The organism is Glycomyces algeriensis (assembly GCF_027622855.1).
Taxonomy (GTDB): Bacteria; Actinomycetota; Actinomycetes; order Mycobacteriales; family Micromonosporaceae; genus Glycomyces; species Glycomyces algeriensis.
In genome coordinates, this window is record NZ_JAPZVR010000004.1 from 301,721 (window position 1) to 327,910 (window position 26,190).

At 68.9% G+C, this 26,190-nt stretch carries 21 protein-coding genes; 6 read left to right on the forward strand and 15 right to left on the reverse strand.

The window, feature by feature from the left end; all coding sequences use genetic code 11:
• The first annotated feature begins 152 nt into the window (after positions 1 to 152).
• Both O2L52_RS10035 and O2L52_RS10040 read left to right on the forward strand, forming a co-directional pair.
• Positions 153 to 608, forward strand: coding sequence for a helix-turn-helix domain-containing protein (locus O2L52_RS10035; protein WP_270115244.1), 456 nt, complete (start codon positions 153 to 155; stop codon positions 606 to 608).
• Positions 609 to 610: 2 nt separating this feature from the next.
• Positions 611 to 910 (forward strand): hypothetical protein, encoded by a 300-nt coding sequence (locus tag O2L52_RS10040; RefSeq protein WP_270115245.1) that lies wholly within the window; start codon positions 611 to 613, stop codon positions 908 to 910.
• Between the two features lie 27 nt (positions 911 to 937).
• On the opposite strand, the gene O2L52_RS10045 is transcribed toward O2L52_RS10040, so the two are convergent.
• The 10 genes from O2L52_RS10045 to secA all read right to left on the reverse strand — a co-directional run bounded on the left by O2L52_RS10045 (position 938) and on the right by secA (position 15,121).
• Positions 938 to 1,366: a protein-tyrosine phosphatase family protein gene (locus tag O2L52_RS10045; RefSeq protein ID WP_270115246.1), complete on the reverse strand. Its 429-nt coding sequence runs from the start codon at positions 1,364 to 1,366 to the stop codon at positions 938 to 940.
• 243 nt (positions 1,367 to 1,609) lie between these two features.
• Complete coding sequence (locus tag O2L52_RS10050; RefSeq protein ID WP_270115247.1) at positions 1,610 to 2,869, reverse strand: MFS transporter; 1,260 nt, start codon at positions 2,867 to 2,869, stop codon at positions 1,610 to 1,612.
• 68 nt (positions 2,870 to 2,937) lie between these two features.
• Positions 2,938 to 5,451 carry a CHAT domain-containing protein gene (locus O2L52_RS10055; protein ID WP_270115248.1) on the reverse strand — a complete coding sequence of 838 codons (2,514 nt, stop codon included), beginning with the start codon at positions 5,449 to 5,451 and terminating at the stop codon, positions 2,938 to 2,940.
• Between the two features lie 10 nt (positions 5,452 to 5,461).
• Positions 5,462 to 5,992, reverse strand: coding sequence for a hypothetical protein (locus tag O2L52_RS10060; protein WP_270115249.1), 531 nt, complete (start codon positions 5,990 to 5,992; stop codon positions 5,462 to 5,464).
• Positions 5,982 to 6,599 carry an RNA polymerase sigma factor gene (locus O2L52_RS10065; protein WP_270115250.1) on the reverse strand — a complete coding sequence of 206 codons (618 nt, stop codon included), beginning with the start codon at positions 6,597 to 6,599 and terminating at the stop codon, positions 5,982 to 5,984. The genes O2L52_RS10060 and O2L52_RS10065 overlap by 11 nt, the downstream gene beginning before the upstream one ends.
• A gap of 4 nt (positions 6,600 to 6,603) precedes the next feature.
• A complete protein-coding gene (locus O2L52_RS10070; RefSeq protein ID WP_270115251.1) occupies positions 6,604 to 8,151 on the reverse strand; it encodes a S8 family peptidase in 1,548 nt (515 codons plus the stop codon).
• Between the two features lie 333 nt (positions 8,152 to 8,484).
• A complete protein-coding gene (locus tag O2L52_RS10075) occupies positions 8,485 to 8,904 on the reverse strand; it encodes a DUF397 domain-containing protein (protein WP_270115252.1) in 420 nt (139 codons plus the stop codon).
• Positions 8,905 to 9,004: 100 nt separating this feature from the next.
• Entirely contained in the window at positions 9,005 to 10,630 is a 1,626-nt protein-coding gene (gene pruA / locus O2L52_RS10080) for an L-glutamate gamma-semialdehyde dehydrogenase (RefSeq protein WP_270115253.1), read from the reverse strand.
• Positions 10,631 to 11,619: 989 nt separating this feature from the next.
• Positions 11,620 to 12,216, reverse strand: a complete 597-nt coding sequence (locus tag O2L52_RS25460) for a DUF6912 family protein (protein ID WP_373897011.1) — start codon at positions 12,214 to 12,216, stop codon at positions 11,620 to 11,622.
• A gap of 4 nt (positions 12,217 to 12,220) precedes the next feature.
• Positions 12,221 to 15,121 (reverse strand): preprotein translocase subunit SecA, encoded by a 2,901-nt coding sequence (gene secA / locus O2L52_RS10090; RefSeq protein ID WP_270115255.1) that lies wholly within the window; start codon positions 15,119 to 15,121, stop codon positions 12,221 to 12,223.
• 114 nt (positions 15,122 to 15,235) lie between these two features.
• Between secA and O2L52_RS10095 the strand changes: the two genes are divergently transcribed.
• The 3 genes from O2L52_RS10095 (at position 15,236) to O2L52_RS10105 (ending at position 18,640) form a co-directional block, all read left to right on the forward strand.
• Positions 15,236 to 16,357 carry a GNAT family N-acetyltransferase gene (locus tag O2L52_RS10095; protein ID WP_270115256.1) on the forward strand — a complete coding sequence of 374 codons (1,122 nt, stop codon included), beginning with the start codon at positions 15,236 to 15,238 and terminating at the stop codon, positions 16,355 to 16,357.
• An 81-nt stretch (positions 16,358 to 16,438) separates the two neighbouring features.
• A complete protein-coding gene (locus O2L52_RS10100; protein WP_270115257.1) occupies positions 16,439 to 17,407 on the forward strand; it encodes a GNAT family N-acetyltransferase in 969 nt (322 codons plus the stop codon).
• Between the two features lie 84 nt (positions 17,408 to 17,491).
• Positions 17,492 to 18,640 (forward strand): Ig-like domain-containing protein, encoded by a 1,149-nt coding sequence (locus O2L52_RS10105; RefSeq protein ID WP_270115398.1) that lies wholly within the window; start codon positions 17,492 to 17,494, stop codon positions 18,638 to 18,640.
• 150 nt (positions 18,641 to 18,790) lie between these two features.
• On the opposite strand, the gene hpf is transcribed toward O2L52_RS10105, so the two are convergent.
• The 5 genes from hpf to O2L52_RS10130 form a co-directional block, all read right to left on the reverse strand.
• The gene (hpf, locus tag O2L52_RS10110) at positions 18,791 to 19,453 is read right to left on the reverse strand and encodes a ribosome hibernation-promoting factor, HPF/YfiA family (RefSeq protein ID WP_270115258.1); all 663 of its coding nucleotides are present in this window, start codon (positions 19,451 to 19,453) and stop codon (positions 18,791 to 18,793) included.
• Positions 19,454 to 19,769: 316 nt separating this feature from the next.
• On the reverse strand, positions 19,770 to 20,504 hold the full coding sequence (locus O2L52_RS10115) for a ComF family protein (protein ID WP_270115259.1): 735 nt from the start codon (positions 20,502 to 20,504) through the stop codon (positions 19,770 to 19,772).
• A gap of 16 nt (positions 20,505 to 20,520) precedes the next feature.
• Positions 20,521 to 21,888 carry an ABC transporter permease gene (locus O2L52_RS10120; RefSeq protein WP_270115260.1) on the reverse strand — a complete coding sequence of 456 codons (1,368 nt, stop codon included), beginning with the start codon at positions 21,886 to 21,888 and terminating at the stop codon, positions 20,521 to 20,523.
• Positions 21,888 to 23,189 carry an efflux RND transporter periplasmic adaptor subunit gene (locus O2L52_RS10125; RefSeq protein WP_270115261.1) on the reverse strand — a complete coding sequence of 434 codons (1,302 nt, stop codon included), beginning with the start codon at positions 23,187 to 23,189 and terminating at the stop codon, positions 21,888 to 21,890. Before O2L52_RS10125 ends, O2L52_RS10120 begins: the two co-directional genes overlap by 1 nt.
• A gap of 129 nt (positions 23,190 to 23,318) precedes the next feature.
• Positions 23,319 to 24,002, reverse strand: a complete 684-nt coding sequence (locus O2L52_RS10130; RefSeq protein WP_270115262.1) for a ferritin-like fold-containing protein — start codon at positions 24,000 to 24,002, stop codon at positions 23,319 to 23,321.
• A gap of 427 nt (positions 24,003 to 24,429) precedes the next feature.
• On the opposite strand from O2L52_RS10130, the gene O2L52_RS10135 reads away from it, so the two are divergent.
• A complete protein-coding gene (locus O2L52_RS10135; RefSeq protein WP_270115263.1) occupies positions 24,430 to 26,109 on the forward strand; it encodes a DEAD/DEAH box helicase in 1,680 nt (559 codons plus the stop codon).
• The last annotated feature ends 81 nt before the right edge of the window (positions 26,110 to 26,190 follow it).

A 26,190-nucleotide genomic window follows, 5' to 3' on the forward strand; every position in this document is an offset into this window, starting at 1 on the left:
ACGCGCCCACCTTATGCCAGCCCCGCTGCAACCGCCTACCACCCCAGATCGCCGTACGTGTCCACACCCGCAAATTCCTCATGCAAGGAATGCAGCGATGTAGCGTTGCGTTTATTGCGATTACTTCGTATAATTCGATTAGGAGGTGCAACATGACTAGACCCCTGATAGTCAGCTCCGTACAGCCGGAAGAGGTCGATGCCGAGACGGTCCAGCGCGCCCTTCGGCGCATCAAGGACTTCCTGGTAAAGCAGCATGAGACCGAGTTGGTCGAGGTTCTCGTTGAGCACGGGCAGACTTCGCTGGTGCTGCCGCGGCCGACGGTGACGCTGTTCGCTCAGATCCTCGCTCAATTGGCGGAAGGTCGGGGTGTATCGGTCATTCCCTCAGAGGCCGAGCTGACGACACAGCAAGCCGCAGACCTGCTCGGCGTCTCGAGGCCCTACATGATTCGCCTGCTCGAAGAAGAGAAGATCCCGCACCGCAAAGTCGGAAAGCATCGGCGGGTACCACTGGCGGAGATCCTGACCTACCAGCGACGCGACGACGAACACCGCCGCAAGACAGTTGACGAGCTCGGCGAGCTGGGCCAGGAGCTGGGGACCTGACCTTGCCGCTGCGAGCGATATATGACGCGAACATCCTCTACCCGAACACGCTGCGCGACATTCTCATTCGTGTCGCGCAGGAAGGTCTCGCACAGGCGCGTTGGACAGAGAAGATCCTCGACGAGATGCAGGGTGCACTCACACGGAATCGGCCGGACATCGCGCCGCGCAAACTGCTGCGACTTCGCGAACTCATGGTCGGCTCTGTGCGCGACTGCCTCGTAAACGGCTACGAGCCCTTGATCGACGCGCTCGAGCATTCAGGCCTGATTGAAGCCGCCGCGGCGCTCCGCCTCAGCTGAAGCGGTTCCTGTGCGCCCAGCTCCGGTTCAGGAGAAGCGGGTGACGAAGCGGCTCTGCCAGGGGGTCTCGACGGCTCTCGGGGCGTAGTTGGCGCGGACGTAGGCGACCGCCTCGGAGGCGGGGACGCCGTCGAGGACGGCGAGGCAGGCGAGGGCGGTGCCGGTGCGACCGTGTCCGCCGTGGCAGGCGAACTCGACGCGTTCGGTCTCGGTGCGTGCCCAGGCGGCGCGGAGGGCGGTGGCGAACGCCGGCTTGTCGCTGGGGAGGCGGAAGTCGGGCCAGCGGACCCACTCGGACTCCCACGCGACGACGGGCGGTTCCTTGCCTAGGAGGTAGAGCGCGAACTCCGGCGTCGGGCCTTCCGGTAGGGGCTTGGCGAGCCCGCGGCCGCGGACGAGGCGGCCGGACGGCAGGCGCATGACGCCGGGGGCGGCGGGGTCCCAGGTTTCCTTCATCCTCTGGAATCTACTGCGTGCCAACGACTCGGGCATCGGGAACGTTACGAGAAGAGAGCGGTGGGTTCATCAGGCATCGGCCGAGTTGAGGAAAGGTGCGGTGGGTTCATCGGGCATGGGCCGTGTTGAGGAAAGGCGCGGCGAGTTCATCAGGGCATCGGCCGCGGTGCGGCAATGGTGCGGTGGGTTATCGGGGGCAGCGTGCCGAGCGGGCGGTGCGCTGCCGGGGCTGAATGCGGTCGCTCAGGACGCTAGCGCGCCTTCCTCGGGGATCTCCCGGAGCTTCCGCAGCGGCGTGCGCAGCAGCGGCAGGAATCCGGCGAAGAGCATCGCGGCCGCGATCAGGAGCGCGGTCCGGGCGCTGAACAGGTCGCCGGTGAAGCCGCCGACGATCGAACCGACCGCGAGTCCCGACCAGCAGATCACGCGCTGCGTCGCGCCGACGCGGCCCTGCATGTCGTCCGGGGTGACCGCCTGCCGGTAGCTGATGACGTTCACGTTGAACACGACGATCGCCGCTACGAACACCACCTGCCCGACGAACGCGACCGCCGCGCCCCAGCCGGGACCGGAGGCGGCCACGATCGCCATGCCCGGCCCCGAGAGCGCCAGCGCCGCAATCGCAGTCGGGCCGACACCGGCCTTCTTCGAGATCCGTCCGACCAGCATCGCCCCGAGTACGCCGCCGACGCCGGAGCCGGCGAGGACGAACCCGGCGACCTCGCTCGACTGTCCGGCCTCCCGGATGAGGAACACCATGAGCATGGCCTGGAACGCGCCGATCGAGAGGTTGCACCAGGCGCTCACGAGCACGATGCCCCGCAAGGTCTTGTCGCCGAAGATGAACTTGACGCCTTGGACGATCTCGACGCCGAGGTGCGGTTTCTCGGGCTTCTCCGGTTCCTCTTCGCGGTATTCGATCCGGGCGACAGAGAACGCCGACACCGCGAACGACACGACCGCCACGACGATCGCCACCGGCGCGGTGAGCAGCGAGACCAGCGGCCCGGCGGCCAGTGGCCCGCCGGTGTCTGAGGCCGACCTGATTCCCTGGATGCGCGAGTTGCCGCTCGCCAGGTGCCTGTTGTCGATCAGCCTCGGCACGTAGCTCGCCTGCCCGATGTCGAAGAACACCGAGGTCAGGCCGAGCAGGAACATCGCCGCGAACATGTGCCACGCGGTCAGCGCGTCGAGCGCCCACGCGACTGGGACGCTCAGCATCACCACGCCGCGGAGGATCTCGCTCACGACGATGATCGGCTTGTCCCGCAACCGGTCGACCCAAACGCCGACCAGCAGGCCGAACATCACCAGTGCGATCTGGTCCATCGCGTACAGGACGCCGATCTGGGACTCGCTGAGGTCCAGCACGACCACCGCGATGATCGAGATCGAGAAGTACGCGACCTGCAGGCCGATCTGGCTCGCTCCGACCGAGGTGAAGATCCGTCGGTAGTCGGCGTTGCGGAACATCGAAACGGGCTTTGCCGGGGCTTCTGTCATCGGGGGGGACCTTTTCGAGGCGTCGGGGTCGATGGGGAGAAGTTGGGGGACGGAGGTAGGTGGACGGGCTAGGCGCCGAACGCGACGAAGGGATGCCAGGGGCGGTGCTCCCCCACGGCCGCAAGGGCTTCAGCCGGGGACGCGCCTGCGGCGCAGCGCTGGTGGTACTCGATCATCATCTCGGCGGCCATGTCGTCGGGGACGCGGCCGAGGCTGGACACCACTGTGGAGGTCCCGGCGTGCAGGAGCGCGGCGGTGAAGCCGAGTGTCTCGTTCCCGACCGCGACGGTGGACCGGCCGAGGTCGCAGGAGGAGAGCACGACGTGACCCGGCGGCTGGTCGAGGCCGAGGAGTTCATACGCGTTGAGAGGCCCGAGGCCGAAGTCGAGGCGGGAGAAGAGGACGTTGTCAGGTTCATGATGCCCATGCGCTGCAATGTGAGCCACTGACGCGCCGTCGAGCGCCTTCAGGACCAGTTCGGGGTCGGATGCGTCGGCGGTGATCAGGTTTGCACCTGGGTAGAGCCCCGCGATCGTTTCGATCTCCCCGCCGGCCCGAGACAGCGCCGGACCTGCCGCGACCAGGGCCGGACCGGTCGCGCGCTCCCGGTGCACCGCCCGCCACCAGGCCTCGGCGGAGGGCGAGACGGTCATCGGACGGCCGCGCAGTTGCGGCAGCAAAGACCAAGGGACCCAAGCGAGTCGGCTGTGCGGGACGATCACCACCTGGCGGTCCCCGACATAGTCCGCGATCGGGTCCCAGATCCCTTCGGCGAGCGCGGTGGCGTTGCGGCGCAACGAGCCCTCGACACTCGTCTGCAGGCGGGGAGGAAGCCGGAAGGGCTTGCCGAGTGCGTCGAGGTCCGCACCCATGCGGCGCTCGAGCTCGGCGGCGGCGTCCAGAGGCATCAAGCGGACGTGCTTGAGGCCGTCTCCGCCCGCGAGGATGACGCGGAGGTCCCCGCCGACCTCGTACAGGCTGACCAGGACGGTCTCGCGGGCTTCGGCCAACTCCTGAATGTCCTCGGGAGTGATGCGTTCGGCCTGTTGCCCAGGACCGGGTTTGGTGCGGTCGTAATTGCGGATCGCATCTTCAAGCTCATGGACGCGAACCAGCGCCTCAGTCGCATCCTTGCCCTCGACCTGGAGGTCCCACAATTCCTGGCGTGCTTGCCGAAGCCGGCCGAGGGCCTCGCGGGCGTCGGGGTCCGCGGAGGATTTCACGGGTGGGATGCGGAGCGCCTGAGCGCGGCTGCGTTCAGCCCACTGGAGCATGTCCGCTGGAGAGCCGTTGTTGGTCGTGTGCGTCAGGCCCTTGCTCGACAACTGCACGCCCAGGGCGGATACTCCCGCCTGGAACTCGACCGAACCGAAAGCCATGCGGTATTCGTCGAGTTGGTCGAGCCCGGCCTGCAACTCGGGCATCGGGTCGTTGCCGAGAGCGATGGCGAGCTCGGCCTTGGCCAGGTGCCGGGCGAGGTCCTCAGCCATGGCTTCGAAGCCTGTGCCGCGTTGCTCATCGTCGAGGGTGGCCGCAGCGGCCTCGAGATCGCCGGTCCTGATTCGGGCACGGGCGGCCAGGATCCGAGCCTGACTGAGCCTCATGGTCCAGCCGCGCTGTTCCAGAGCGTCGCAAAGGCGGGACACTTTGTCCGCGAAGTCCGGTCCCTCGCTCCGCGAGTCAAACTGGCCTTGCAGAATGAGTAGGCGCGCGAGGAATGCCATGGGCTCGTTGCCCTGCTCGTACAGTGAGTTCATGGCACGCTGCGCCCAGTCGGGTGTCTGCTGGAAGCGGTTGTCCTCAAAACCCGCGACCGCACGCCAGTACTCGTACAGCGCCGCGGCTCGGTGGTCTCCGGAGAGGCGCAGCGTGGCGATCACCTCGGTCCAATGCTCGGCAGCCTGCCTGTACATACCGACAGACAGCAGTGCCTCCGCATTCGAACCTTGCACCAACGCTTCCAATTCGGGAGCGTGTTCGCGATACTCGACTCGAATTTCCTCGAACTCTGCAAGCGCCTTGGCTACCTCGCCGAGGTCGAGCAGCAGCAACGCTTCAACATGCTGCGCCTTCACCTGATTGAGGCGTCTGCCGAGTTTCGCAAACAGTTCCCGGGCTCGTCTTGCGTTGTCCAGGCCCTTGCCGAGTTCGCCCAAATCTCTCAAAGTGCCCGCACGGTTGAGAAATAGCGCGGCATATGTCCAGTCCGGTCCGTGCTCTGCAAGGATCGGCTCAGCCAGGTCGAAGTACGACAGCGCATCGATCGGTCGGCCGTTCTGATGAAGAATGATCGCCCGCTGGTGGAGCAGCAGCCCACGGTCGCGATCATCCACGAACTGGTCAACTTGGTCCAGCAGTGCCAGCCCGGCCGGAGCATCACCCGAATACGTCCAGGTCAGTGCCCTCGAAATGAGAATGCGGGCAGTGAGTCTCGCTCTCGCCGTGCCAGGATCGGGTGGGTTTTCCGAGTCCCATTGCAGCAGGCGCAGCGCTTGGTCGAACACTTCGGCGGCATCGGCAATTTGCCATCTGCCTTGAAGTCGGTGCCCACGTGAGAACAGACGCCAGGCGCGATGAAGCATTCTTCACATGTTACAGCCGCACCGCGGGCGTTACGACAACCGCCGGTAGCCCGTCTCGCTGCAGCGCTTCATCGGGTCGGATCACCAGTTGGAACATCTGTCCATCAGGCAGGCCTTCCAACACGAACCGGCCGCTCTCATCGGTCGAGGCTCGCTTCGATCCCTCAGTGCTGCGGAGTTCGACCTCATAAGTCCCTTCGGGGCCTATCCATCCGTCCAATCGCAGCTCTCTGAGCGCGGACGGTCGCGGTGTGACCATCACCGTGACCGATTCGCAGTCGAAGGTGACCGACGCCGGATCACCCTGGCCCACCGCCAATTCAGCTTCACCCCGGGTCAGGACCAGCTCATTGGAGCGAGAGACGCGGGCGACTCGGGCATCGAGTTCAGCCTCCAGTTCGAGAACGAACTGCACGCGCTCATTGAGGTCCTCCGGCATTGGATCATCACGATGATGCAACTCGTTGATCACCGAAAGAATCCGTTCGTCGCAGGAGTCCAACGTCTCGAATTCACCCTGACGCTCGTTTTCAGGTCGCATGTTCATCCCGCTCCTCACCTCCGCTCCAGGACGGATCGTCCAGGAGCGTCCTCCTCAGTTTGTCCAAGCAGCGACCCCGGGTCGGGCCGATGCTCCCCCTTTTCATCCCGAGTGCCTCGGCGATGACGTCATAGTCGGGCCGGGCGACCGTCGCCACGAAGGCGAGCAATCGCCGACACCGCTCAGTTTGGGCGAGGAAGGCACGGCGCACGGCTTCTCGCTCGACATCGCGGACGAGACCGTCCTCGATGCCTTCGATCGTCACCTCTTCCCGAAGGTCGATCGGGTCGGCGACTACTTCGCGTCGCATATGACCGATCTGCTTCCAGGCCTCGCGGCTGACGGTGGTGAGCAGCCACTTGGTCAGCGCACGAGGTTGCTCCAGCTCTTTCTCGATGTGCCACAGGCGAAGCCACGCCGTCTGCACAACGTCCGAGGCGCTCTCCCGATCAAGGCCTGTGCGGCGGGCCGCTCGCCAGAGGAGCTCATTGAGCTCCCTGACGAGAGCCTGCTGCGCAGTGCCGTCTCCGGCGCGCGCCGCAAGATAAAGCTGCGCGCGCCGGTCGTAATCCACGGCGGCCACCGAATGAGCCGAAGTCGCGTTCATGGCTTCAGGCTAGCTGCTTCTTCAGCCGCTTCAACGCCTCGTGTGCGCGTGCTGACGCCTCGGCAGCGCCGTTCACCGTTCCGATCTCGCTCTCGGCCAAGGCGTTCATCAAGAACGCGGCGGCCAGCGGTGCGGCGAATGAAGTGCCGCTCCAGACCGCGAATCCGGACGAGAAGTCATCGGGGTCGTGGCTTTCGCGGTGGCGGTTGAGAATCGAGGACTTCGCTCGGCGGTCGGGCATCCGGGAACCCTTGGCCTCGCACGGGTACGTGCTCACCAACCCGGCCCCGGTGGCGTAGCAAGAGACCCACGGGCCCTCGTTCGAGAACATCGCGATGTGCCGGTTGGGGTTCAGCGCCCCGACGCTCAGGATCGGCGCGGCAGTCTCCGATTGCGGATACGCGGCGAAGGCCGCCGGATAGAAGGGCCGATCCGAGGACTGGTTGCCTGCGGCGGCTACCACCGGGATGCCCAGTTCGGCGAGGCGGTGCACAGCGTCGCCGATCCAGCCACCCGGTTCATCGTCCGGACTCTCATCCACATAGCCCATCGCCAGCACCACAGCGTCGACGATCAAGGCCTCAGTGTCGCCACCGCGAGCGGCCTCGACCTGATCGGCCACATGATGGAGTGCACCGATCACCTCGTGCTCGTAGGCAAGCCCGTCGTTGTGGACGACCTTGAGCGAGTAGACCTGGACGTCCGGTGACATCTGGCGGAGGAGCCCGGTCATGAACGTGCCGTGCCCGTAGTGGCTGGCGACCTCTCCGACGAGGGTGGGTTCGTGAACCGGACCCTCCCACGGATCGTCGAGGGGAATCGCGGGGGAATCGGAATGTTCGCCGAGCTTTGCCTGGAACGCGTGGTCGACGACGACGAAGGTGTCCTCACCCTCGGTGCGGTCGGAGACGTCGAAGGCCGGGTGCTTGGTCGGCACCCCGGTGTCGAGAATGGCCACTCGAAGCCGGCGACCGACCTGCTTGCGGTCCGGCATCGGATTGACCATGTCGACCGGGATTCGTCCGAGCCCGTACGACCGACTGTCGCCGATCGGGGGTTCGCCGCTACCGACACCCGGCGTGACCTTGGAGCAGATCATCAGGTGCTCGAGGCGAACCTTGTCGAGGAGGTCACCAGGAAGGCTGGATTCGTCGTTCACTGTCCGCAGCCGTTGCAGCAGTGACCAAGCGTCGACTGCGGCCTGGTCGCCGTGGGTGCTCAGGACCGGGACGCGATACGAGCCCTGACCTGCGACGATCGAGCTCGCGGCCTGGCTCTCCATCAGCATGCCGGTCGGGCGGATCGCCTCTTCGAGCTGTTCGCGGGTCTCGGTGTCGTGGATGACCGACTCGTCGACGAGCAGGCGGTCGTACCGGTAGATCGTGCCCACCGGGGCGGATTGCCCGGCGGTGCGCACGACCTGGCCGGGCGCCAGGACGCGGCCGCCGTGGCGGTCCAGAGTGGAGTACGAAAGCTCGGGCACGCCGCTCATGTGGTCGCGGCGGGGGTTGGGCTTCAGATGGGGTTCGTGATCGGCGAACACCAATCGCATGGGAGCTCCTCTGCTGTTCTCGGGGGTCTATGCGGTTGTTCGGTGAGGAGGGGGATCCATCAAGATCCATTCTCCCCGCCTGCCGCCATTCGTGGGGGCCACGCATGGCGCCGATAGGTAGGGAGGCAGTCAGGCCCGGAATGCCGCGAACACCACTTGCTGGGCGGGTATCGCGTCATTCACCAGGGAAGAGACCGTCGAGTCCGTTCGGATACAAGCGCTTCCCGAGAAATTCAGGTTGGCACGTTCCGGCGATGCGCAGAAGGTCCGGATACGTGAACGGCCGCGCCGGCGGTTTCCCGTCGGCGCGGCCGTGAGTCCTTGCGGGGCTTGCTAAGAGGCGGGCCTCGCCTCGCCTGCGTCGGCTTTCGCATTCGCGTCGTCGCCCGCGCGCCCGCTCGCTGCTGCGGGACCGGCTACGGCCTCGGCTCCCGTTCCCGTCCCGGCTCCGGCCCGGGCTCCCGCTCCCGCCTCATCCTCGTCGTCTTCGATGATCTCGACGATGGGCTCGTCGTCCCAGGTCTCGATGTCGAACTCGCCGTCGCGGACGCCTTCGACGAAGGCCTCCCACTCGGCCGGGGTGTAGATGAGGACGTCGCCTTCGGGGTCCTCCGCCATGCGGAGGGCGACCAGGCCGTTGTCGGCGTAGCCGATCTCGAGCGCGGCGGGCGTGCCGTCCTCGTGGGTGGTGCGTTCCCAACGGGCGGTGGCAGTGTCGAACTCGCCCTTGAGGGGATGCTCACGCTTCGTCATGGCCCCAGCATAAAAGGGCCCGGACCTCGCGGTCCGGGCCCCCTCAGGCCGTGCGGGGCCGCCGCGGATCAGGCGGCAGCGGTCGTGACGAGCACCGGCGTCACCCCTGGTGCGGGTAGCGGTACTCCGTGGGCGGCAGGAAGTTCTCCTTGATCGAGCGCGGGCTGACCCAGCGGACGAGGTTCTGCCAGGAGCCGGCCTTGTCGTTGGTGCCCGAGCCGCGAGCGCCGCCGAAGGGCTGCTGGCCGACGACGGCGCCGGTGGGCTTGTCGTTGATGTAGTAGTTGCCGGCGGCGAACCGCAGCTCCTCGCTGGCACGGGCGATCGCGGCCCGGTCGTTCGCGAAGACCGCGCCGGTGAGCGCGTACGGCGCGATGTCGGCGGCCTGGCGGACGACCGTGTCGAAGTCGTTGTCGTCGTAGACGTAGACGCCGTTGATCGGCCCGAAGTACTCGTCACTGAACAGCTCGTGGGTCGGGTCGGTGGACTCGACGAGCGTGGGCTGCACGAAATAGCCCTGCGAGTCGTCGGCGGAGCCGCCGGTGACCACGGTGGCCTTCGGGTCGCCTTGCAGGCGTTCGAAGAGCGCGGTGTGCTTGGCGAAGGCGCGGTCGTCGATGACGGCGCCGCCGAAGTTCGCGAAGTCGGTGACGTCGCCGTAGGTGATGTCCTCGGTCATGCCCACCACGGCATCGCGCAGGCCGTGCTTCCACAGGGACGCCGGCACATAGGTGCGCGAGAGGGCCGAGCACTTCTGGCCCTGGTACTCGTAGGCGCCGCGGACCATGGCGACGGCGAGGGACTGGAGGTCGGCGCTCGGGTGGGCGACGATGAAGTCCTTGCCGCCGGTCTCGCCGACGAGCCGCGGGTAGGTGCGGTACCCGGCGATGTTCTGGCCGACCGTGGACCACAGGTGCTGGAAGGTCTTGGTGGAGCCGGTGAAGTGGATGCCGCCGAGGTCGGGGTCCAGGAGCGCCGTCTCGCTGCTCGTGCCGACGCCGGTGACCATGTTGATCACGCCCGGCGGCAGGCCCGCCTCGAGGAGCACCTTCATGACGAAGTGCGCCGCGAACTGCTGGGTCGGCGAGGGCTTCCACACCACCGTGTTGCCCATGAGGGCCGGGGCGGTGGGGAGGTTGCCGGCGATGGCCGTGAAGTTGAACGGGGTGATGGCGAGGACGAACCCGTCGAGCGGCCGGTGGTCGGTGCGGTTCCACAGGCCCCTGGAGGAGTTCGGCTGCTGCCGGTAGAGCCACTCGGCGAAGCTGACGTTGAAGCGCAGGAAGTCGATGAGCTCGCACGCGGCGTCGATCTCGGCCTGCACGGCGGTCTTGGACTGGCCGAGCATGGTGGCGCCGTTGAGGACGTCGCGGTAGGGGCCGGCGATGAGCTCGGCGGCGCGCAGGAAGATCGCGGCGCGGTCGGCAAAGTCGGTGCGGATCCAGTCGTGGCGGGCGGCCTTGGCGGCGGCGACCGCTGCGCCCCATTCGGCGGCGGTGGCCTCGCGGGTGGTGCCGAGGACGTGGGCGCGGTTGTGGGGCTGGACGACCTTGATCTCGGCACCGGCGCCGCGGCGCCATTCGCCGGAGATGTTGAGGTCGAGGTCCAGCTCGGTGCCGGCGAGCTCGGCGAGCCGCTTCTGGAGGCTTTCGCGCTCAGGAGTGCCCGGTGCGTACGAATTGACCGGTTCATTCTCCGGAGTGGGAACCGTAAACAAGGCGTCCATCGCGCCCTCCCGTCGAATCGATGGCTACTGCGGTCTGATGTCTTTGATAACCAGGCTACAAGACTCTTGGTGCTGCCGCCATCCTCGCACAGTTCAAGGCCCGCGACCTGCTGCGATGCGAAGAAAACGGGTCCGGTTCGCCCAGCCCACACTCGCGGCTCCGCACGGATGCCCCCGGCACCCGGTCCGTACTCTGGGCGGGTGACTGAAACGCAGGAAGCACAGGCGCAGGAGCAGGAGACCGAGCAGCACGCGGAGGCCCCGCCCGCGGCCCGGCCCGGACGGGTCGCACTCTGGGTGCTCGGCGCCGCCGCCCTGCTCTCCGTGGGCGGCGTGCTCTTCTCGCTCTACCGGGTCACCGGCATGGCCGACGGACTCGACCAGACCGGCGTCATCCTCCTGGCCCTCAGCCTGTTCAGCCCCATCATCGTCACCGTCTTCGCCGGCGCGGTCGCCGCACTGGTCGCCCCGCGCCTCGTCAAAGGCCACCAGAAGATCACCGCGATCGTCGGCGCACTCCTCGCCGGGCTCGTCGCCGGCGCAGCGGGCTACGCGCTGTTCAGCGTCGACGCCTCGATCGCCCTCGCGATCGGCCTGACCCTCGTCGGCTCCGGCCTGGTCGGCGGGCTCATCGCCCTGTCGAAGCACGCCGCCGCCACCGCCGCCGGACTCATCGCGACCCTCGTGCTGCTGGTCTTCATGTACGCGCGCGGCATCTACGAGGCCGCCTCGTCACTGAGCCTCTTCTCCGACCCGCTCGACGAGTACAACGCCCTCGGCACCGCCGCCCCGTTCCTGGTCGGACTCGCCTGCGGCATCTGCGCGTTCCTGTACCTGCGGGCGCGCAAGGCGAACGTCAAGCTCATCGGCCACCTGTTCGCCGGCGCCATCCCCGGCGCGATCTGGATGCTCTCCACGATCATCGCCCAGTTCGGCGTCGAATCGGTCCTCGCCGTCGGCGCGGACGAGGTCTCCCCCCTCGACAGCGCCTACCTGACCCTGAGCTTCCAGTCCCAGTACAACGGCTCGATGACCGCGATGTTCGCCGGCGCGTTCTGCGCCGTGCTCGCCTTCGGCCTGCTGCTCCCCAAGCGCCCTAAGGCCAAGGCCGCCAGCAACTCCTGAAGCTCCTCCGGTGCGTACCAGTCGAGCACGTTCGACTCGATCAGCTCCAGGTCCGGCTCGCCCGAGTCGAGCTCGGCCGCGATCTGCACCGCCGCCACAGCGTCGTCCATGTGGATCGCCGCCACCTTCTTCAGGCTCACGATCCCCTCGAACCCCGCCGCCGTGCCGCCCGGCCGGTCCTCGACCAGATCACCCGGGACGTCAACGGAGATCACCACCCGCCGCGGCGCCTGGTTCACCAGGAGCGCCACTGAGGACAGCGCCGCATCGGCGAACGCCGTGTACTCCAGGTCCTCGACGTCCGCACCCGGCGCCTCGCCCTTGAGCCAGGCCGTCACCGTGTGCACGTCCAGCGCCGGCTTCACCTCGCCGTGGGCGGCGAGGTGCGCCAGCATCTCCACGTTCGCGGGCACGTAGACGCGCCTCGGCGCGCCCTTCGAGCCGTGACTTGAGTTCTGCATGCCCCTAGTCTGCAGCCCCGCCAGGGGCTCCGTGGCAGCGCTTGTACTTCTTGCCCGAACCGCACGGGCAGGGCTCGTTCGGCCCGACCTTCTCGGACTGGCGCTGCTGCGGATTCGCCTGCTTCGCCGGAGGCGCGGTCGACGCCTTGCGCGGACCGGCCGAACGGGCCGACTTCGGCGCAACCTTCGCCGCACCCTTCGAACCCGCCCCGGGCGTGCGCTTCACAGCCCGCTTCTGGCCGGGGACCGGCTTCGGCGGGCGCTTGAACACCGCACCGTCCTCGGTCGTGGTCTGCTCCTCGACGCCCGAGGCGCTGTCCATCGACGGCGCCGACTGCGTCAGCATCTCCGGCTTCTTCAGCGGCTCCAGGCCCCGGATCTGGGCCTCCGGCTCGGCAGAGGACCCCTCGGTCTTCTGCTTCAGCTCGGCGTTCATGAGGAACCGGACCGACTCCTCCTTGATGCCGTCGAGCATCGTCTGGAACATGTCGAAGGCTTCACGCTGGTACTCGATCACCGGGTCGCGCTGCGCGTACGCCCGCAGGCTGATGCCCTGCTTGAGGTAGTCCACCTCGTACAGGTGCTCGCGCCACTTCCGGTCGATCGTCTGCAGCAGGACCCGGCGCTCCAGCTTGCGCAGGATCTCCTCGCCGAACTCCTCCTCGCGCGTGGCGTAGAACTCGTGCGCGTCGTCCTTCACGGCCGCCAGGAGCGTCTCGGCGTCGAGCTCGGAGAGCCCGCCGGCCTTCTTCACCAGGTCCTTGTGCGAGATCTGGATCGGATAGAGCTGCTTGAACGCGCTCCACAGCTCGTCCAGGTCCCAGTCCTCCGCGTACCCGTCGCTCGTCGCACCCGCGACGTACGCCTCGAGCGTGTCGTCGATGAAGTGCCCGACCTGCTCGGAGACGTCCTCGCCGTTGAGCACCTTGCGCCGCTCGTCGTAGATGACCGTGCGCTGGCGGTTCATGACCTCGTCGTACTTGAGGACGTTCTTGCGGATCTCGCCGTTGTGGCCCTCGATCTGCGACTGCGCCGACTCGATCTGGCGCGACACCATCTTCGAGATGATCGGCACGTCGTCCGGGACGCGCAGCCGGTTCATCATGGCGCGCACCGCTTCGGCGTTGAACCGCTTCATCAGGTCGTCGGAGAGCGAGAGGTAGAACCGCGACTCGCCCGGGTCGCCCTGGCGCCCGGCGCGACCGCGCAGCTGGTTGTCGATGCGCCGCGACTCGTGGCGCTCGGTGCCCAGCACGTACAGGCCGCCCGCGTCCTTCACGTCCTCCGCCTCGGCCTTGGTGGTCTCCTCGAACTTCTCGAGGGCCTCCTCCCAAGCCGCCGCGTAGGTCTCCTCGTCCGCCTCGTCGATCCCGCGCGCGCGCAGGTCGGCGGCGGCCAGGTACTCGGGGTTGCCGCCGAGCATGATGTCCGTACCGCGGCCGGCCATGTTCGTGGCCACGGTGACCGCGCCGCGCTGGCCCGCCTGGGCGATGATGTCCGCTTCCTTGGCGTGGTTCTTCGCGTTGAGCACGTGGTGCGGGATGCCGCGCTTCTTCAGGAAGTGGCCGAGCATCTCCGACTTCTCGACCGAGGTGGTGCCCACGAGGATCGGCTGGCCGGACTCGTGGCGCTCGGCGATGTCGTCGACGACCGCCTGGAACTTGGCCTCTTCGGTCTTGTAGATGACGTCGGACTGGTCCTTGCGGACCATCGGCTTGTTCGTGGGGATCGGGATGACGCCCATGCCGTAGACGTTGTTGAACTCGGCGGCCTCGGTCTGCGCGGTACCGGTGATGCCACCGATCTTGTCGTACATGCGGAAGTAGTTCTGCAGGGTGGTGGTGGCGAACGTCTGGTTCTCCTGCTTGATGTCCACCTTCTCCTTGGCCTCGATGGCCTGGTGGATGCCCTCGTTGAAGCGACGGCCCGGCAGCACGCGGCCGGTGAACTCGTCGACGATGAGGACTTCCTTGTCGTCGGAGACGATGTACTCGCGGTTGCGCTCGAACAGCTCGTGGGCCTTGATCGCGTTGTTCAGGTAGCCGACCAGCGGGGTGTTCACCGAGTCGTAGAGGTTCTCGATGCCCAGGCGGTCCTCGACCCGGGCGACGCCGGACTCGGTGATCGCGATGGTGCGCTTGCCCTCGTCGACCTCGTAGTGCTCGTCGCGCTTCATCGAGCGCACGATCTCCGCGAACTCCTTGTACCAGCGCGGCGTGTGGTCCGCGGGGCCGGAGATGATGATCGGGGTGCGGGCCTCGTCGATGAGGATCGAGTCGACTTCGTCGACGAGCGCGAAGTGGTGGCCGCGCTGCACGAGGCTGTCCGCCGAGCTGGTCATGTTGTCGCGCAGGTAGTCGAACGCCAGCTCGTTGTTCGTCGAGTACGTGATGTCGCAGTTGTAGGCCTCGCGGTGCTTCTCGGCGCCCTCGCCCGGGAGCACGACGCCCACGGTGAGGCCGAGGAACCGGTGGATCTCGCCCATCCACTCGGCGTCGCGTCGCACCAGGTAGTCGTTGACCGTGACCTGGTGCACGCCTTTGCCGGTGAGGCCGTTGAGGTAGACCGGGAGCGTCGACACGAGGGTCTTGCCCTCACCGGTCTTCATCTCGGCGATGTTGCCCTGGTGCAGCGCGGCGCCGCCCATGAGCTGCACGTGGTAGTGCCGCATCCCGCGGACCCGCTTGGCGGCCTCGCGCACGGTGGCGAACGCCTCCGGCAGCAGGTCGTCGGTGGTCTCGCCGTCCTTCAGGCGCTCCTTGTACTCGTCGGTGAGCGCGCGGAGCTCCGCGTCGGTCATCGACTCGTACTCGTCCTCCAAGGAGTCGATCGCATCGGCGATCGCATTGAGTCGCTTGAGCGCACGGCCCTCGCCGGCTCGCAGTACCTTCTCGAACAACGACACGGAAGATCAGCTCCCACAGCAACGTCTCGGCCAAATCGGGTGGATTTCGAGGTCAATAGTACGCGTACTCGGCGGCTGGTCCCGATGGCCGCCGGTGGGGCACAATCAGTGCCTATGGAACCCGTCACCCTCACCGCCGACGGCCTGCGACTCGTCACGTGGGAGCAGCGGCACATGGCCGATCTCGCGAAGATCTACGCCGACCCGCTCATCGAGCGCTTCCTCGTCATGCCCCTCCCATGGGCGGGCACCGCGCGCGAGCGGTTCGTGTGGCTGCAGGAGCGGCACTGGCAGAGCGGGAACCCTCGCTGGGCCGTGGTCGACGAGGTCGGATCGCTGGTCGGCTCGATGGCGCTCACGAAGTCGTTCCCGTACGAGTTGACGATCACGTACGTGACCGCGCCGTGGGCCCGGGGCCGCGGGGTGGCGCAGCGGGCGATCCGGGCGGCCGTCAAGTTCGGATTCGAGAACCTGGGGGCCAAGCGCATCGCGTGGGACGCGATCGTGGGGAACCACGCGTCGCGGCTCGCGGCGGTCCGCACCGGCTTCACCGTGGAGGGCATCGCCCGCAGCGGGGTGTACCAGCGCGGCGTCTCGCGCGACTGCTGGGTCGGCGGCGTGCTGCCCGGCGAGGTGCGCGGGCCCGACGATCCGCCCGCGGACTACGAGATCCTGAAGCGCCAGGCCGGGTTCTTCCTGGCCGAGCGCCAGGAGCTCGAGACCGGGGCGGCGGGGCTGCGGCTGCGCCCGCTGCGCGAGAGCGACCTGGACGACCTGGCCGCGACCTGCGCGGACGAGGACGTGCAGCGGTGGACGACCGTGCCCCGCGATTACACGAGGGCGATGGCCGACGACTGGCTCGCGTTCTCCGGCGGCGCCTGGGAGCGGGGCGAGCGCGTGCTGTTCGCGCTCGCGGACGCCGAGGACCGGTACTGCGGCTCGGTGGAGCTGGCGCTCGCGGCGGGCGGCGAGGCCGAGATCGGCTACTTCTGCTCGCCGTGGGCGCGCGGGCAGGGCTGGATGACGGCGGCGGTGCGGCGCCTGAGCCGGCTCGGCTTCGAGGAGCTGGGCCTGGAGCGCGTGAACTGGCGCGCGGTGGTCGGGAACGAGGCCTCGCGGCGGGTCGCCGAGAAGGCGGGCTTCACCGTGGAGGGCGTGCGCAGGCGCGTGCGGCACGGCGGCGACGGCCGGCTCGACTCGTGGTTCGGGAGCCTGCTGCCCGAGGACGTCGCCTGAGTTGCGAGACTCGAGCCAAGAACATGAATTTCGTTCCGGGAATTGTTGACGGAACGGTCCCGCCCCTGCTTGGCTGAGGGCGTGTATGACTTCGAGCCCGTCGAGTCGCCCGCGTTCTCGCTGCGCCCAGCGCCCGAGGACGTCAAGGTCGACTGCGGGTTCAGCCCTGACACGCTCGCGTACGGCCCCGAAGGCGCCGTCTGGGGCGCGCTGGGCTTCGCCGCGTTCGCGAGCACCGTGGCCGCGCGGTACTGGGTCGCGCCCGAGCGGCGCGGCAAGCACCTCGCGGCGGCGATGCTGCGGGCCGCGGCGCCGGGCGTGTTCGCCCGCGGTGTGAGGCGCCTGGAGGTGCGGCCCCCTGTGCGGGACCAGGCCGCGATCCGGGCGGCCATGCGGGCCGGGTTCCGGCCCGACAGCGGTGTGGCCCGCGGCGCGGCCTGGGACGGCACCGAGGCCCTGACGCTCGGGCTGCTGCCGGAGGACGGGCCGGGGCCGTTCCCGCGCGTGCTGCCGGACCTGCCGGGCGGGAGCCTCCGGGACGGCGTGATCGCCCTGCGGCCCTTGGTGCCCGGGGACTACGAGGAGCATCTGCGGCACCGGTCGCGGCCGGAGGTGTACTCCGGCGCGGTCCTGCCCCTGCCGCCGAGCCGGGTGGAGGCCCGCGAGGTCTGCGAGTGGCGGGCGGCCCTCGAGTGGCTGCGCGGGCGCAGCGCCCTCATGGTGATCGACGACGGCGCCGGCTACCAGGGCACGATCGGGCTCTACGACGTGGCGCGCGTCGCGGGCACCGGCATGATCGGCTACGACCTGCGCCCGGAGACGCGCGGCCGGGGGTACGCGACGCGGGCGGTGATGCTGGTGCGCAAGTGGGCGTTCAAAGAGGTCGGGCTCGACCGCGTGTGGGCCGGGACCGACGTCCACAACACCGCGTCGCAGGCCGTCCTGAGGCGCGCGGGGTTCCGGCTCGAGGGGGTCGAGCGGGGCGGGCTGCCGACGATCGCGGGGCGCCGGCGGGACACGTTGCTGTGGGCTTCGCTAAGTAGTGATTGACGTGCAACCCAACAGGTGGGGCCGAGCGTCGAAGCTATAGTGATCCAGTCACTTCGCTTTGTGGAGGAACCCCCTTTGAAGCTCATGCCCGCGCGCGCCTTGGCGGTGCTGTCCCTGGTGCTCGTCATGAGTGCCTGCGCCGCGCCCCAGACGGGGACGTTCACGCCTGCGCCGATCGTCCCGGCGGTGTCGATGGACGCCGTCGAGGAGCAGGACCCGACCGCGCCGTTCACCCTTTCGGTGGTGGACGGCATCCTCGAAGAGGTCAACGTCACCTCCGACCGCTCCGAGACCATCGAGGGCGCGTTCTCCGAAGACCTCACCACCTGGACCTCCGAGGGCATCCTCGACGCCGGGTCCACCCACACCGTGGTCGCGAAGGCCGTCAGCTCGGACGGCACCGTCACCGAGTTCGAGCAGCAGTTCACCACTGAAGCGCGCGAGAGCTCGGGCTTCGAGGTCGCCGACGTCACCCCGGTGGCCGAGGGCGAGGAGGTCGGCGTGGGCGCGCCGATCATCGTCACGTTCACTGAGGACGCCCCGGACCGGGCCGCCGTCGAGAGCCTGCTCGTCGTCGAGTCCGAGAAGGGCCACGAGGGCGCCTGGCGCTGGATCGACGACGACACGGTGATCTACCGGACCGCGGAGTACTGGGACGGCCACCAGACCGTGACCTTCACCGCGAACTTCGAAGGCGAGTTCCTCGGCGACGACACCTGGGGCGGCGCGGACTACACCGCCGAGATGGTCATCGGCGAGGCGAACATCTCTGTCGCCGACCTGGACTCCCACACCATGACCGTCGAGATCGACGGCGAGGTCGCCAAAGAGATCCCGATCAGCGGCGGCTCCGGCGAGGAGTACGAGTACTACACCGCGACCGGCACGCACCTGGTGATGGAGAAGATGGCCGAGAAGACGATGGTCTCCCCCGGCAAGGAGGAGGGCGACGAGGGCTACTACTCGACGCCCGTCAACTGGGCCACCCGCATCAACGCCACCGGCGAGTTCGTCCACGGCGCCCCGTGGAACGGCAGCCTGGGCGAGGCGAACCTCTCGCACGGCTGCCTCAACGCCAGCGAAGCCGACGCCGAGTGGTTCTTCAACATCGCCCAGCGCGGCGACCCGGTCGAGGTCGTGGGCGAGTCCTCGCCGCGCCCGATGCCGTGGGACAACGGCTGGGGCTACTGGATCATGTCCTTCGACGAGTGGAAGGAAGGCTCGGCCCTCTAGGGCGGAGCACCACCGCAAGCGAACATGGATCGAGGCCCCGGGCTTGCGCCCGGGGCCTCGTCCGGTCCGGATGCCACCCCTCAACAACATCCGGACCGAAGAGGAAAGTCCCCCCTCTTCGCCGGCGCCGGCAAGGGCGCCGCGGTCTGGCTAGAGGTCGAGCCGCAGCAGGCCGTAGTCGAAGGCCCGGCGGCGGTAGACGACCGTCGGGCGGCCGCTCTCCTTGTCGTGGAACAGGTAGAAGTCGTGGCCGACGAGCTCCATGTTCGCCAGCGCGTCGTCGACGGTCATCGGTTCGCCGGGGTGGATCTTCTCGCGCACGATCCGGCCGGGAAGGTGCTCTTCGACGAGGCCGTCGAAGTGGTCGATGTCCTCGGAGATGAAGTGCGCCGCGGAGGCGTCCTTCGCGGGTTCGGCCAGGAGGGTCCCGTTCAGGCCGCCGTTGCCGTTCGAGGTCGCCTTGGAGACCGACATCGGGGTCTTGGCGCCGCTGCGCGAGACGCGCTTGCGGTCGGTGTTCTTGCGGAGCTGGTGCCCGAGCTTGGTGACGGCGAGTTCGAACGCGGAACGGAAGTCCTCGGCGCAGGCCTCGGCGCGCATAACCGTCCCTTTAGGACGGCAGGTGATCTCCACTCGCTGGGCGTGGTCGGCTTGGCGGGGATTGGGCTCGTGATAGAGCTCGACGTCGATATCGATCGCCTCCCCGTCGTAACGGGCGAGGTATTTGGCGATCTTCGATTCGATCTTCTCCTCGACGAGCTCGCGGTAGTGGTCGGGAACCTCCACGTTGCGACCCTTGACGACGATGTCCACCTCTGAACCTCCCAGGTGCATCCCGCTCTGCGATGGCGGTGATGCTGACGAAGTTGTGCGTGCTGGGTCCGGAGCCGATGGTCCGGTACGGCGTAAGAGCGACCTCCTCTCACGGGTGCAAACGACCTGGGATTCCGCGCCTCTGGATTGGGGGCGTTCACCTTTGGGCCATCTGGCCTCTGTCGTCTCGTTACCGATCCGAGATTTCGAGACTATCCCCTCGCTCACCGAAAGTCGACCCTTCGGCTACCGGAATTCTCCAATGCCAATGGGTACGTCCGCGCGAATTTCGGCGGACTGGAGATAACTCTTCGCATTAGCGGCCGAAGTGGCGTTTCGGGGCTTGTCGAATTGCCGACACCCGGAGGGGTACCCGCCGGTACCGCCACATGAACCCCTTCCGCCCCACTAAAGCGGCGGCGACGACCACCGCGGCCGGAACCGCGACGCCCGCACGCCTGAGCACCGCGGCCGCGGCGTCGAGCGTCGCCCCGGTCGTCACGATGTCGTCCACGAGGATCGCGGGCCGCCCCGAAGCGGCGAGGGCCGCGAGCCGGCGGGGTGCGGCGTGGAGGCTCGCGCGGGCCGCGGCGGCGCGCTGCTCGGGTGTCAGGCCGACCGAGTCGGGACGGGCGCGCGCCCGCAGCACCCGGTGCAGCTCCCCCAGTCCCGCGCAGGCGTGGTCGACGTGGTCGAAGCCGCGGGCGCGGCGGGCGGCCCGGGTGGCGGGGACCGGGACGAGCACGGCGTCCGGGACCTCGGCGGCGACGACCGCCAGCGCGCGGCCCAGGAGCGCGCCGAGCGCGGGGGCGAGTTCGCGGCGGCCGCGTTCCTTGTACTCGTTGAGGGCTTCGGCGAGCGCTCCGGCGTAGGGCCCGCCCGCGACCACGGGCGGCGCGGTGCGCCGGGCGGGGGTCGCGAGGACGGGGCGGAGGGCGAGCAGGTCGGCGGCGCAGTCGGCGCACAGACCAGTGCCCGCCGCCGGCGTGCTCCGGCAGGAGGCGCAGGCGGCGGGCAGGAACAGGTCCCGTGCGTCCTCGGTGAGTCTCACCGGGGACTAACGAGCGTCAGGCGCGGAGGGTCACCGCGGGCGGGATGCGGCTGGCGCGCCAGGCGGGGTAGACACCGGCGACGACGCCCACCACCGCGCCGATGACCGGTCCGGCGGCGAACAGCATCGGGTCGAACACGATCTGCCAGTCGCGGTAGAGCGAGACGATCGCGGTGACGTTGACACCGAGCACGGTGCCGAAGATGCCGCCGACGAGTCCGATGAGGGTGGATTCCCACACGAACTGCATGGCGACGGCCCGCCGTGCGGCGCCGACGGCGCGGCGCAGGCCGATCTCGCTGCGGCGCTCCATGACCGCGACGAGCGCGGTGTTGGAGACCGAGACGGCGCCGATGACGAGCGAGACGCCGGCGAGGCCGAGCAGGAGCGCCTGCATCTCGTTCTGCACGCCCTTGCGGAAGTTCCGCAGGTCCGAGGGTTTGGTGACCGAGAGGTTCTCGGCCCCTTCGGGGAAGACGGCGGTCGGGGCGGTCTGGGCGACCTTGTCGGCGGCGCCGAGGTCGGTGCGGATGAAGACCTCCGCGGCGGCGTACTCGGGGTCCCCTGTGGTGCAGGGGGTGGGCGGGATGATCACGGCGCCGGTGAGCTTGGCTTCGCCCTCGGGCGCGGTGTAGACGCCGACGAGGGCGTACTCCTCGCCGTTGAGGTAGATCATCGGGCCGCCTTCGAGCGAGGCGTAGCCGAGGTCGCGGGCGGCGGACTCGTCGATGACGGCGACCTTGTCGTCGCGCTCGACGTGCCCGGTGTCGAAGGCGGCGCCCTGCACGAAGGTGAAGCCGTAGGCCTCCATCGCGCCGGGCTCCATGCCGAGGACGGGCACGTCGCGGGTGTAGTCCCGGGCCTCGGTGCGGGAGGCCTGGCGCTCCTCGCTCGAGGTGCAGAGGATCCCGGCGTTCTCGACGCCGTTGATGGCGCGCACGCGTTCGCTGGCGTCCAGTGAGGGCGCGAAGCCGGCGTCGCGCATGTTGTTGGAGAACGAGACGGTGACCTGGGTGGCCTCGGTGGCGTCGAAGCGCTCGGCGATGGCGTTGGCCGAAGTGGACGAGAGGCCCACGGTGGCGACGGTGGCGGCGATGCCCAGGGCGATGCCGATCGCGGTCATCCAGGTGCGCATGGAGCGGCCGCGCAGGGACTGGAGCGCCTCGTAGGCGATGCCCATGCTGCGGACGCCGAAGCGGCCCTGGCGTTTCGGTACTGCGGCCTTGGCGGCTTCGCGCTGCGCCTTCTGGTCCGCCTTGGCCTCCTTCTTGGCGGCCCGGCGTGCTTTGCGCCCGCGCGGTTCGGCCTCGACCGGCTCCTCGCCCGGAGTGACGAACTCCAGGAGCTCGGTGTCGGTCTCGGGCTTGCGGCGCCCCCTGGCCATCAGGCGTTCTCTCGGTCGCGCCAGGCGATCACGACCTCGTCGCCTGCGGCGAGCTCCCCGTCGACGACCTCGATCACGCCGCGGCCTTCGTGGCGCAGGGCCACCGCGACCTCGACGTGTCGCTCCTTGCCGTCGTCGTCGACGACGGTGAGCATGGTGCGGTCCTCGCTGTCCGTCCACAGGGCCGAGAGCGGGATGATGAGCGCGTCTTCGGCAGAGCGGGCGCGGATGAGGGTGACCTCCTGCTCCTCGCCGGGGGCGAGGTCGTCGATGCCCTCGACGGCGGAGGCGTCGAACTCGAAGACGGCGTAGACGACGTCGACGGTCTGCTCCTCGCCCTCTTCGCCCGGGTACATGCCTTCGTCGCCTTCAGCGGCCTCTTCGCGTTCTTCGAGCTCGAACGCGCCGACCTCCTGGCCCTCCAGGGGGCCGTTGCCGAACTCGAGCTCGGCGTCCTCACCGGCGTCCATGAGGGCCGAGGCGGTCTCCTCGTCGAGCTTGGCCTCGAGCTTCCAGTCGCCGGAGGCGAGGACCATGAGCGGGCCTTCGAGGCCGGTGACGGGCGCGGACTGCTGGGCGTTGATCTTGCTGACCTGCATGGGCAGCTCAGGCAGGAACACGACTTCCGCGGCGGGCACGGTTACGCGCTCCACTGTGGTGGTCTGGCCGCCGCCGGTGTTCTCGGCGTCCTCGTTGCCTTCGCCTTCGCCGTCAGGAGGCGTGTCACCTTCGCCCTCGGCGTTCTCGTCGACGACCTCTTCGGAGGTGGTCGGGTGGTCGTAGCCGATGTTGTCGTAGAGCTTCTTGACGTCCGAGACGGTGCGGGCGTCGAACGTCCCGGTCTTGGGCGTGCCGTAGAGCTGCTGGAGCGCCAGTTGCAGCTGCTCCACGTCGGGCCCGGTGTCGCCCTCCTGGAGGTCCCGGTAGGCGGGCACGGCTCCTTCGAGGGCGATCATCGGGCGGCCTGAGACCTCCAAGAGGACGGTGCCGGCCTTCACCTCGTCGCCCACCTCGAGTGGGAGCTTCGAGGCCAGGGCGGCGGCGGCCCCCTCGGGGGCCTCCGTCGGGGCGGGTACTTCGAAGTCTCCGGTGCGGTTGAGTTCCGCGTCGAAATCGAGCGTGTCGATCAACTGGTCCTGGTCCACCCGGACGGTGATCACACTGTCCTCAGGTTGGGCCGTCTCCTCGGCGCGCTGCGCCGGGGTGCGCGCCTGCAGCGCGAAGTACCAGGCGGTGCCGGTGGCGCCGAGCAGGGCCAAGGCGAGCACCCCGCTGACGACATGGCTTTTCTTGAGCCGCATGTTTGTGTCCTCCTCCACCGCCAAGACGCGCGGAAGGAAGGGTCCAGTTGCGGCCGAATCATCTCGATTCGGTAACGCCCCTTGCGGGGGCGGCCTCGGCGGTGCTTGCGAACCGCGAACTGCGGCGACTCAGTTGTTCAATCCGACGGACTTCATGCGGTCCTGGTGCGCGCGGGTGAGGCGGCGCAGCAGGGCGTCGAGGGTCCCGCCGTCGCCCACGATGATCCCGGTGAGGCGCTCGTTGGCGGCGGCCACGCCCTGGGCGCGGTTGATGCCCTCGCCGACGAGGCGGCGGGCCCACAGCGAGAGGCGGCCGGTGACCGTGGCGTCGGCCTCGACGGCGGCGCGGATCTCCTCGGCGGCCAGGTCGGAGGCGCCGGTCTCGGCGAGGACGGTCTCGATGAGGGTGCGGTCGCGCTCTTCGAGCCCGGCGGAGACGACGCGGAAGAAGTCGTCGGCCACGGCGTCGCCGAGGTAGACCTTCACGAGCGCCTCGAGCCAGTCGCGCGGCGAGGTGGAGGCGTCGAAGGAGCGGAAGGCCTCCTTGAACGGGGCCATGGCCTCGCCCGGGTCGGCGCCGAGCTCCTGCAGGCGGTCGGCGAGGAGCCGGTAGTTGCGAATCTCACCCACCGCGGCTTCGGAGAGGGCGGCCCGGCGCCCGAGGTCGGGGGCCAGCCTCGCGTCGTAGACCATCCGTTCGAACGCGAGCAGTTCGCCGAGGGCAAGCAGCCCAAGGAGATCGATGACGGCTTCACGGCTGGGAGCGGGGGCCGGACCGTCGTTTTGCGCGGCGGGATCAGTTGTCTCGGACACGGGGGCAGGTTACCACTGGCCCAGAGCGGCCTTCGCCTTCGCAGGTTGTCGGAAAGCGGACCGATGCACGCGTCTTCGCAGGTCGGCAGGGCCCCTGCAGGGCCCCGAACGGGTGAGTCGGCCCACGTTGCGGGCCTGCTCGCAGCGTCGCACCGCGACGTCGGTGCGCCCGGGGCGTACGATGGACGGGAGCGACCGCGGCCATCTGGTGGCAGTCCCCTCGACGAAGCTCGCGGACCATCGGTTCGGCACACGAGTTCGGCGATGCGAGAGCGGTCCTCACAAGCGGTACCGGCGCCAGGCGCCGAACCGCTCCTGCGAAGCGGCGACTTCCCGAATCCGGCGGTCGTCGCCGCTGTATGACGAGACTGAATGTGGCGCCGAGTTCCCCGGATCTGGTGACGTCCTCCGCCACGAGGTGAACAGAGTGAACGAAGTGAACAACGACCGGCTCAAGAACGAGGGGCCGACCTTCGCCCAGCTGGGCGTAAGGGAAGAGACCGTCGAAGCGCTTGCAGCGCTTGGTATCGAGCGGGCCTTCGCCATCCAGGAGTACGCGATTCCCATCGCGCTCCGCGGCTCGGACATCATCGGCCGCGCCCCCACCGGCACCGGCAAGACCTTCGGGTTCGGCCTGCCGATCATCGACCGGATCTCCTCCGCCGAGGAGGGAGCCAGCGGCAAGCCGCAGGCGCTGATCCTGGTCCCGACCCGCGAACTGGGCCTCCAGGTCGCACGCGACCTCGAAGACGCGGGCAAGACCCGCGGCATCCGGGTCCTCCCGATCTACGGCGGACGGGCCTACGAGCCCCAGGTCGAGGCGCTCAAGGCGGGCGTCGACATCATCGTCGGCACCCCCGGACGGCTCCTGGACCTGTACAAGTCCAAGCACATCAAACTCGACGCGATCGCGCACTGCGTGCTCGACGAGGCCGACCGCATGCTCGACCTCGGCTTCTCCGAGGACGTCGAGAAGATCCTCAAGCTCCTCCCCGAGGAGCGCCAGACGATGCTGTTCTCGGCGACGATGCCCGACACGATCATGTCGCTGTCGCGCCGCCACATGCACCGGCCCATGACCGTCGCCGCCGACGTGACCGGCCCCGACCAGGAGGCGGCCAAGCGCACCCGCCAGCTGGTCTACATGACCCACGCCCTCAACAAGGTCGAGGTCACGGCCCGGATCCTCCAGGCCCGCGAGCGCGGCCTGACGATCCTCTTCTGCCGCACCAAGCGCGCCGCGCAGAAGGTCGCCGACGAACTCGACTTCCGCGGCTTCGCGGTCGGCTCGGTCCACGGCGACCTCGGCCAGAACGCGCGCGAGCGGGCCCTGCGGGCCTTCCGCGCCGGGAAGATCGACGTGCTCGTGGCGACCGACGTGGCCGCCCGCGGCATCGACGTCCCCGACATCACGCACGTGATCAACTACGACGCGCCCGAAGAGGCCGACACGTACGTGCACCGCATCGGCCGCACCGGCCGCGCGGGCGCCACCGGCATCGCGGTCACCTTCCTCACCTGGGAGGACCTGCCCCGCTGGAAGATCATCGTCAAGGCCAACAACCTCGACATCGGCGAGCCGGTCGAGACGTACCACACGTCCGACCACCTGTACACGGACCTCGACATCCCCGAAGGCGCGCCGTCGTCGCTCCCCAGCGACCAGCGCAAGCGCGACGGCCTCAGCGCCGAGCGCGAGGAGAACGTCGAGGGCGACAGCCGCAAGTCCGGCCGGGGGCGCGGTGACCGCGACCGCGGCCGGGGCGGCAGCGAACGCCGCGGCGGCGGACGCTCGGGCGGACGCGGTGAGCGCAGCGAGCGCCCCGCGGCTCCGAGCGAGCGCATCACCGTGGACGACAACGGCTCGGTCGTGAACGGCACCGCCGACGGCGGCGAGGCCCCGGCCCCGCGCAGCCGCCAGCGCCGCCGCATCCGCACCGAAGGCGCCGAGTCCGGCGCGGCGGCGAGCGCCCCGCGCCAGGCCAAGGCCGAAGGCGATAGCGCCCCGCGCGCCGAAGCCACCGGTGAGGGCGACGCCCCGGCCCGCCGGCGACGCCGCCGTCGCCGCCCCACGGGCGACAGCGACCGCCAGGGCAGCGCCGAGTAAGGCACAGCAACACGGTTCGGGCCGGTGGGTGCTTGTGGGAACCACAGGGCGCACCGATTTCGGGGCGGGGGGGGGCGGGGA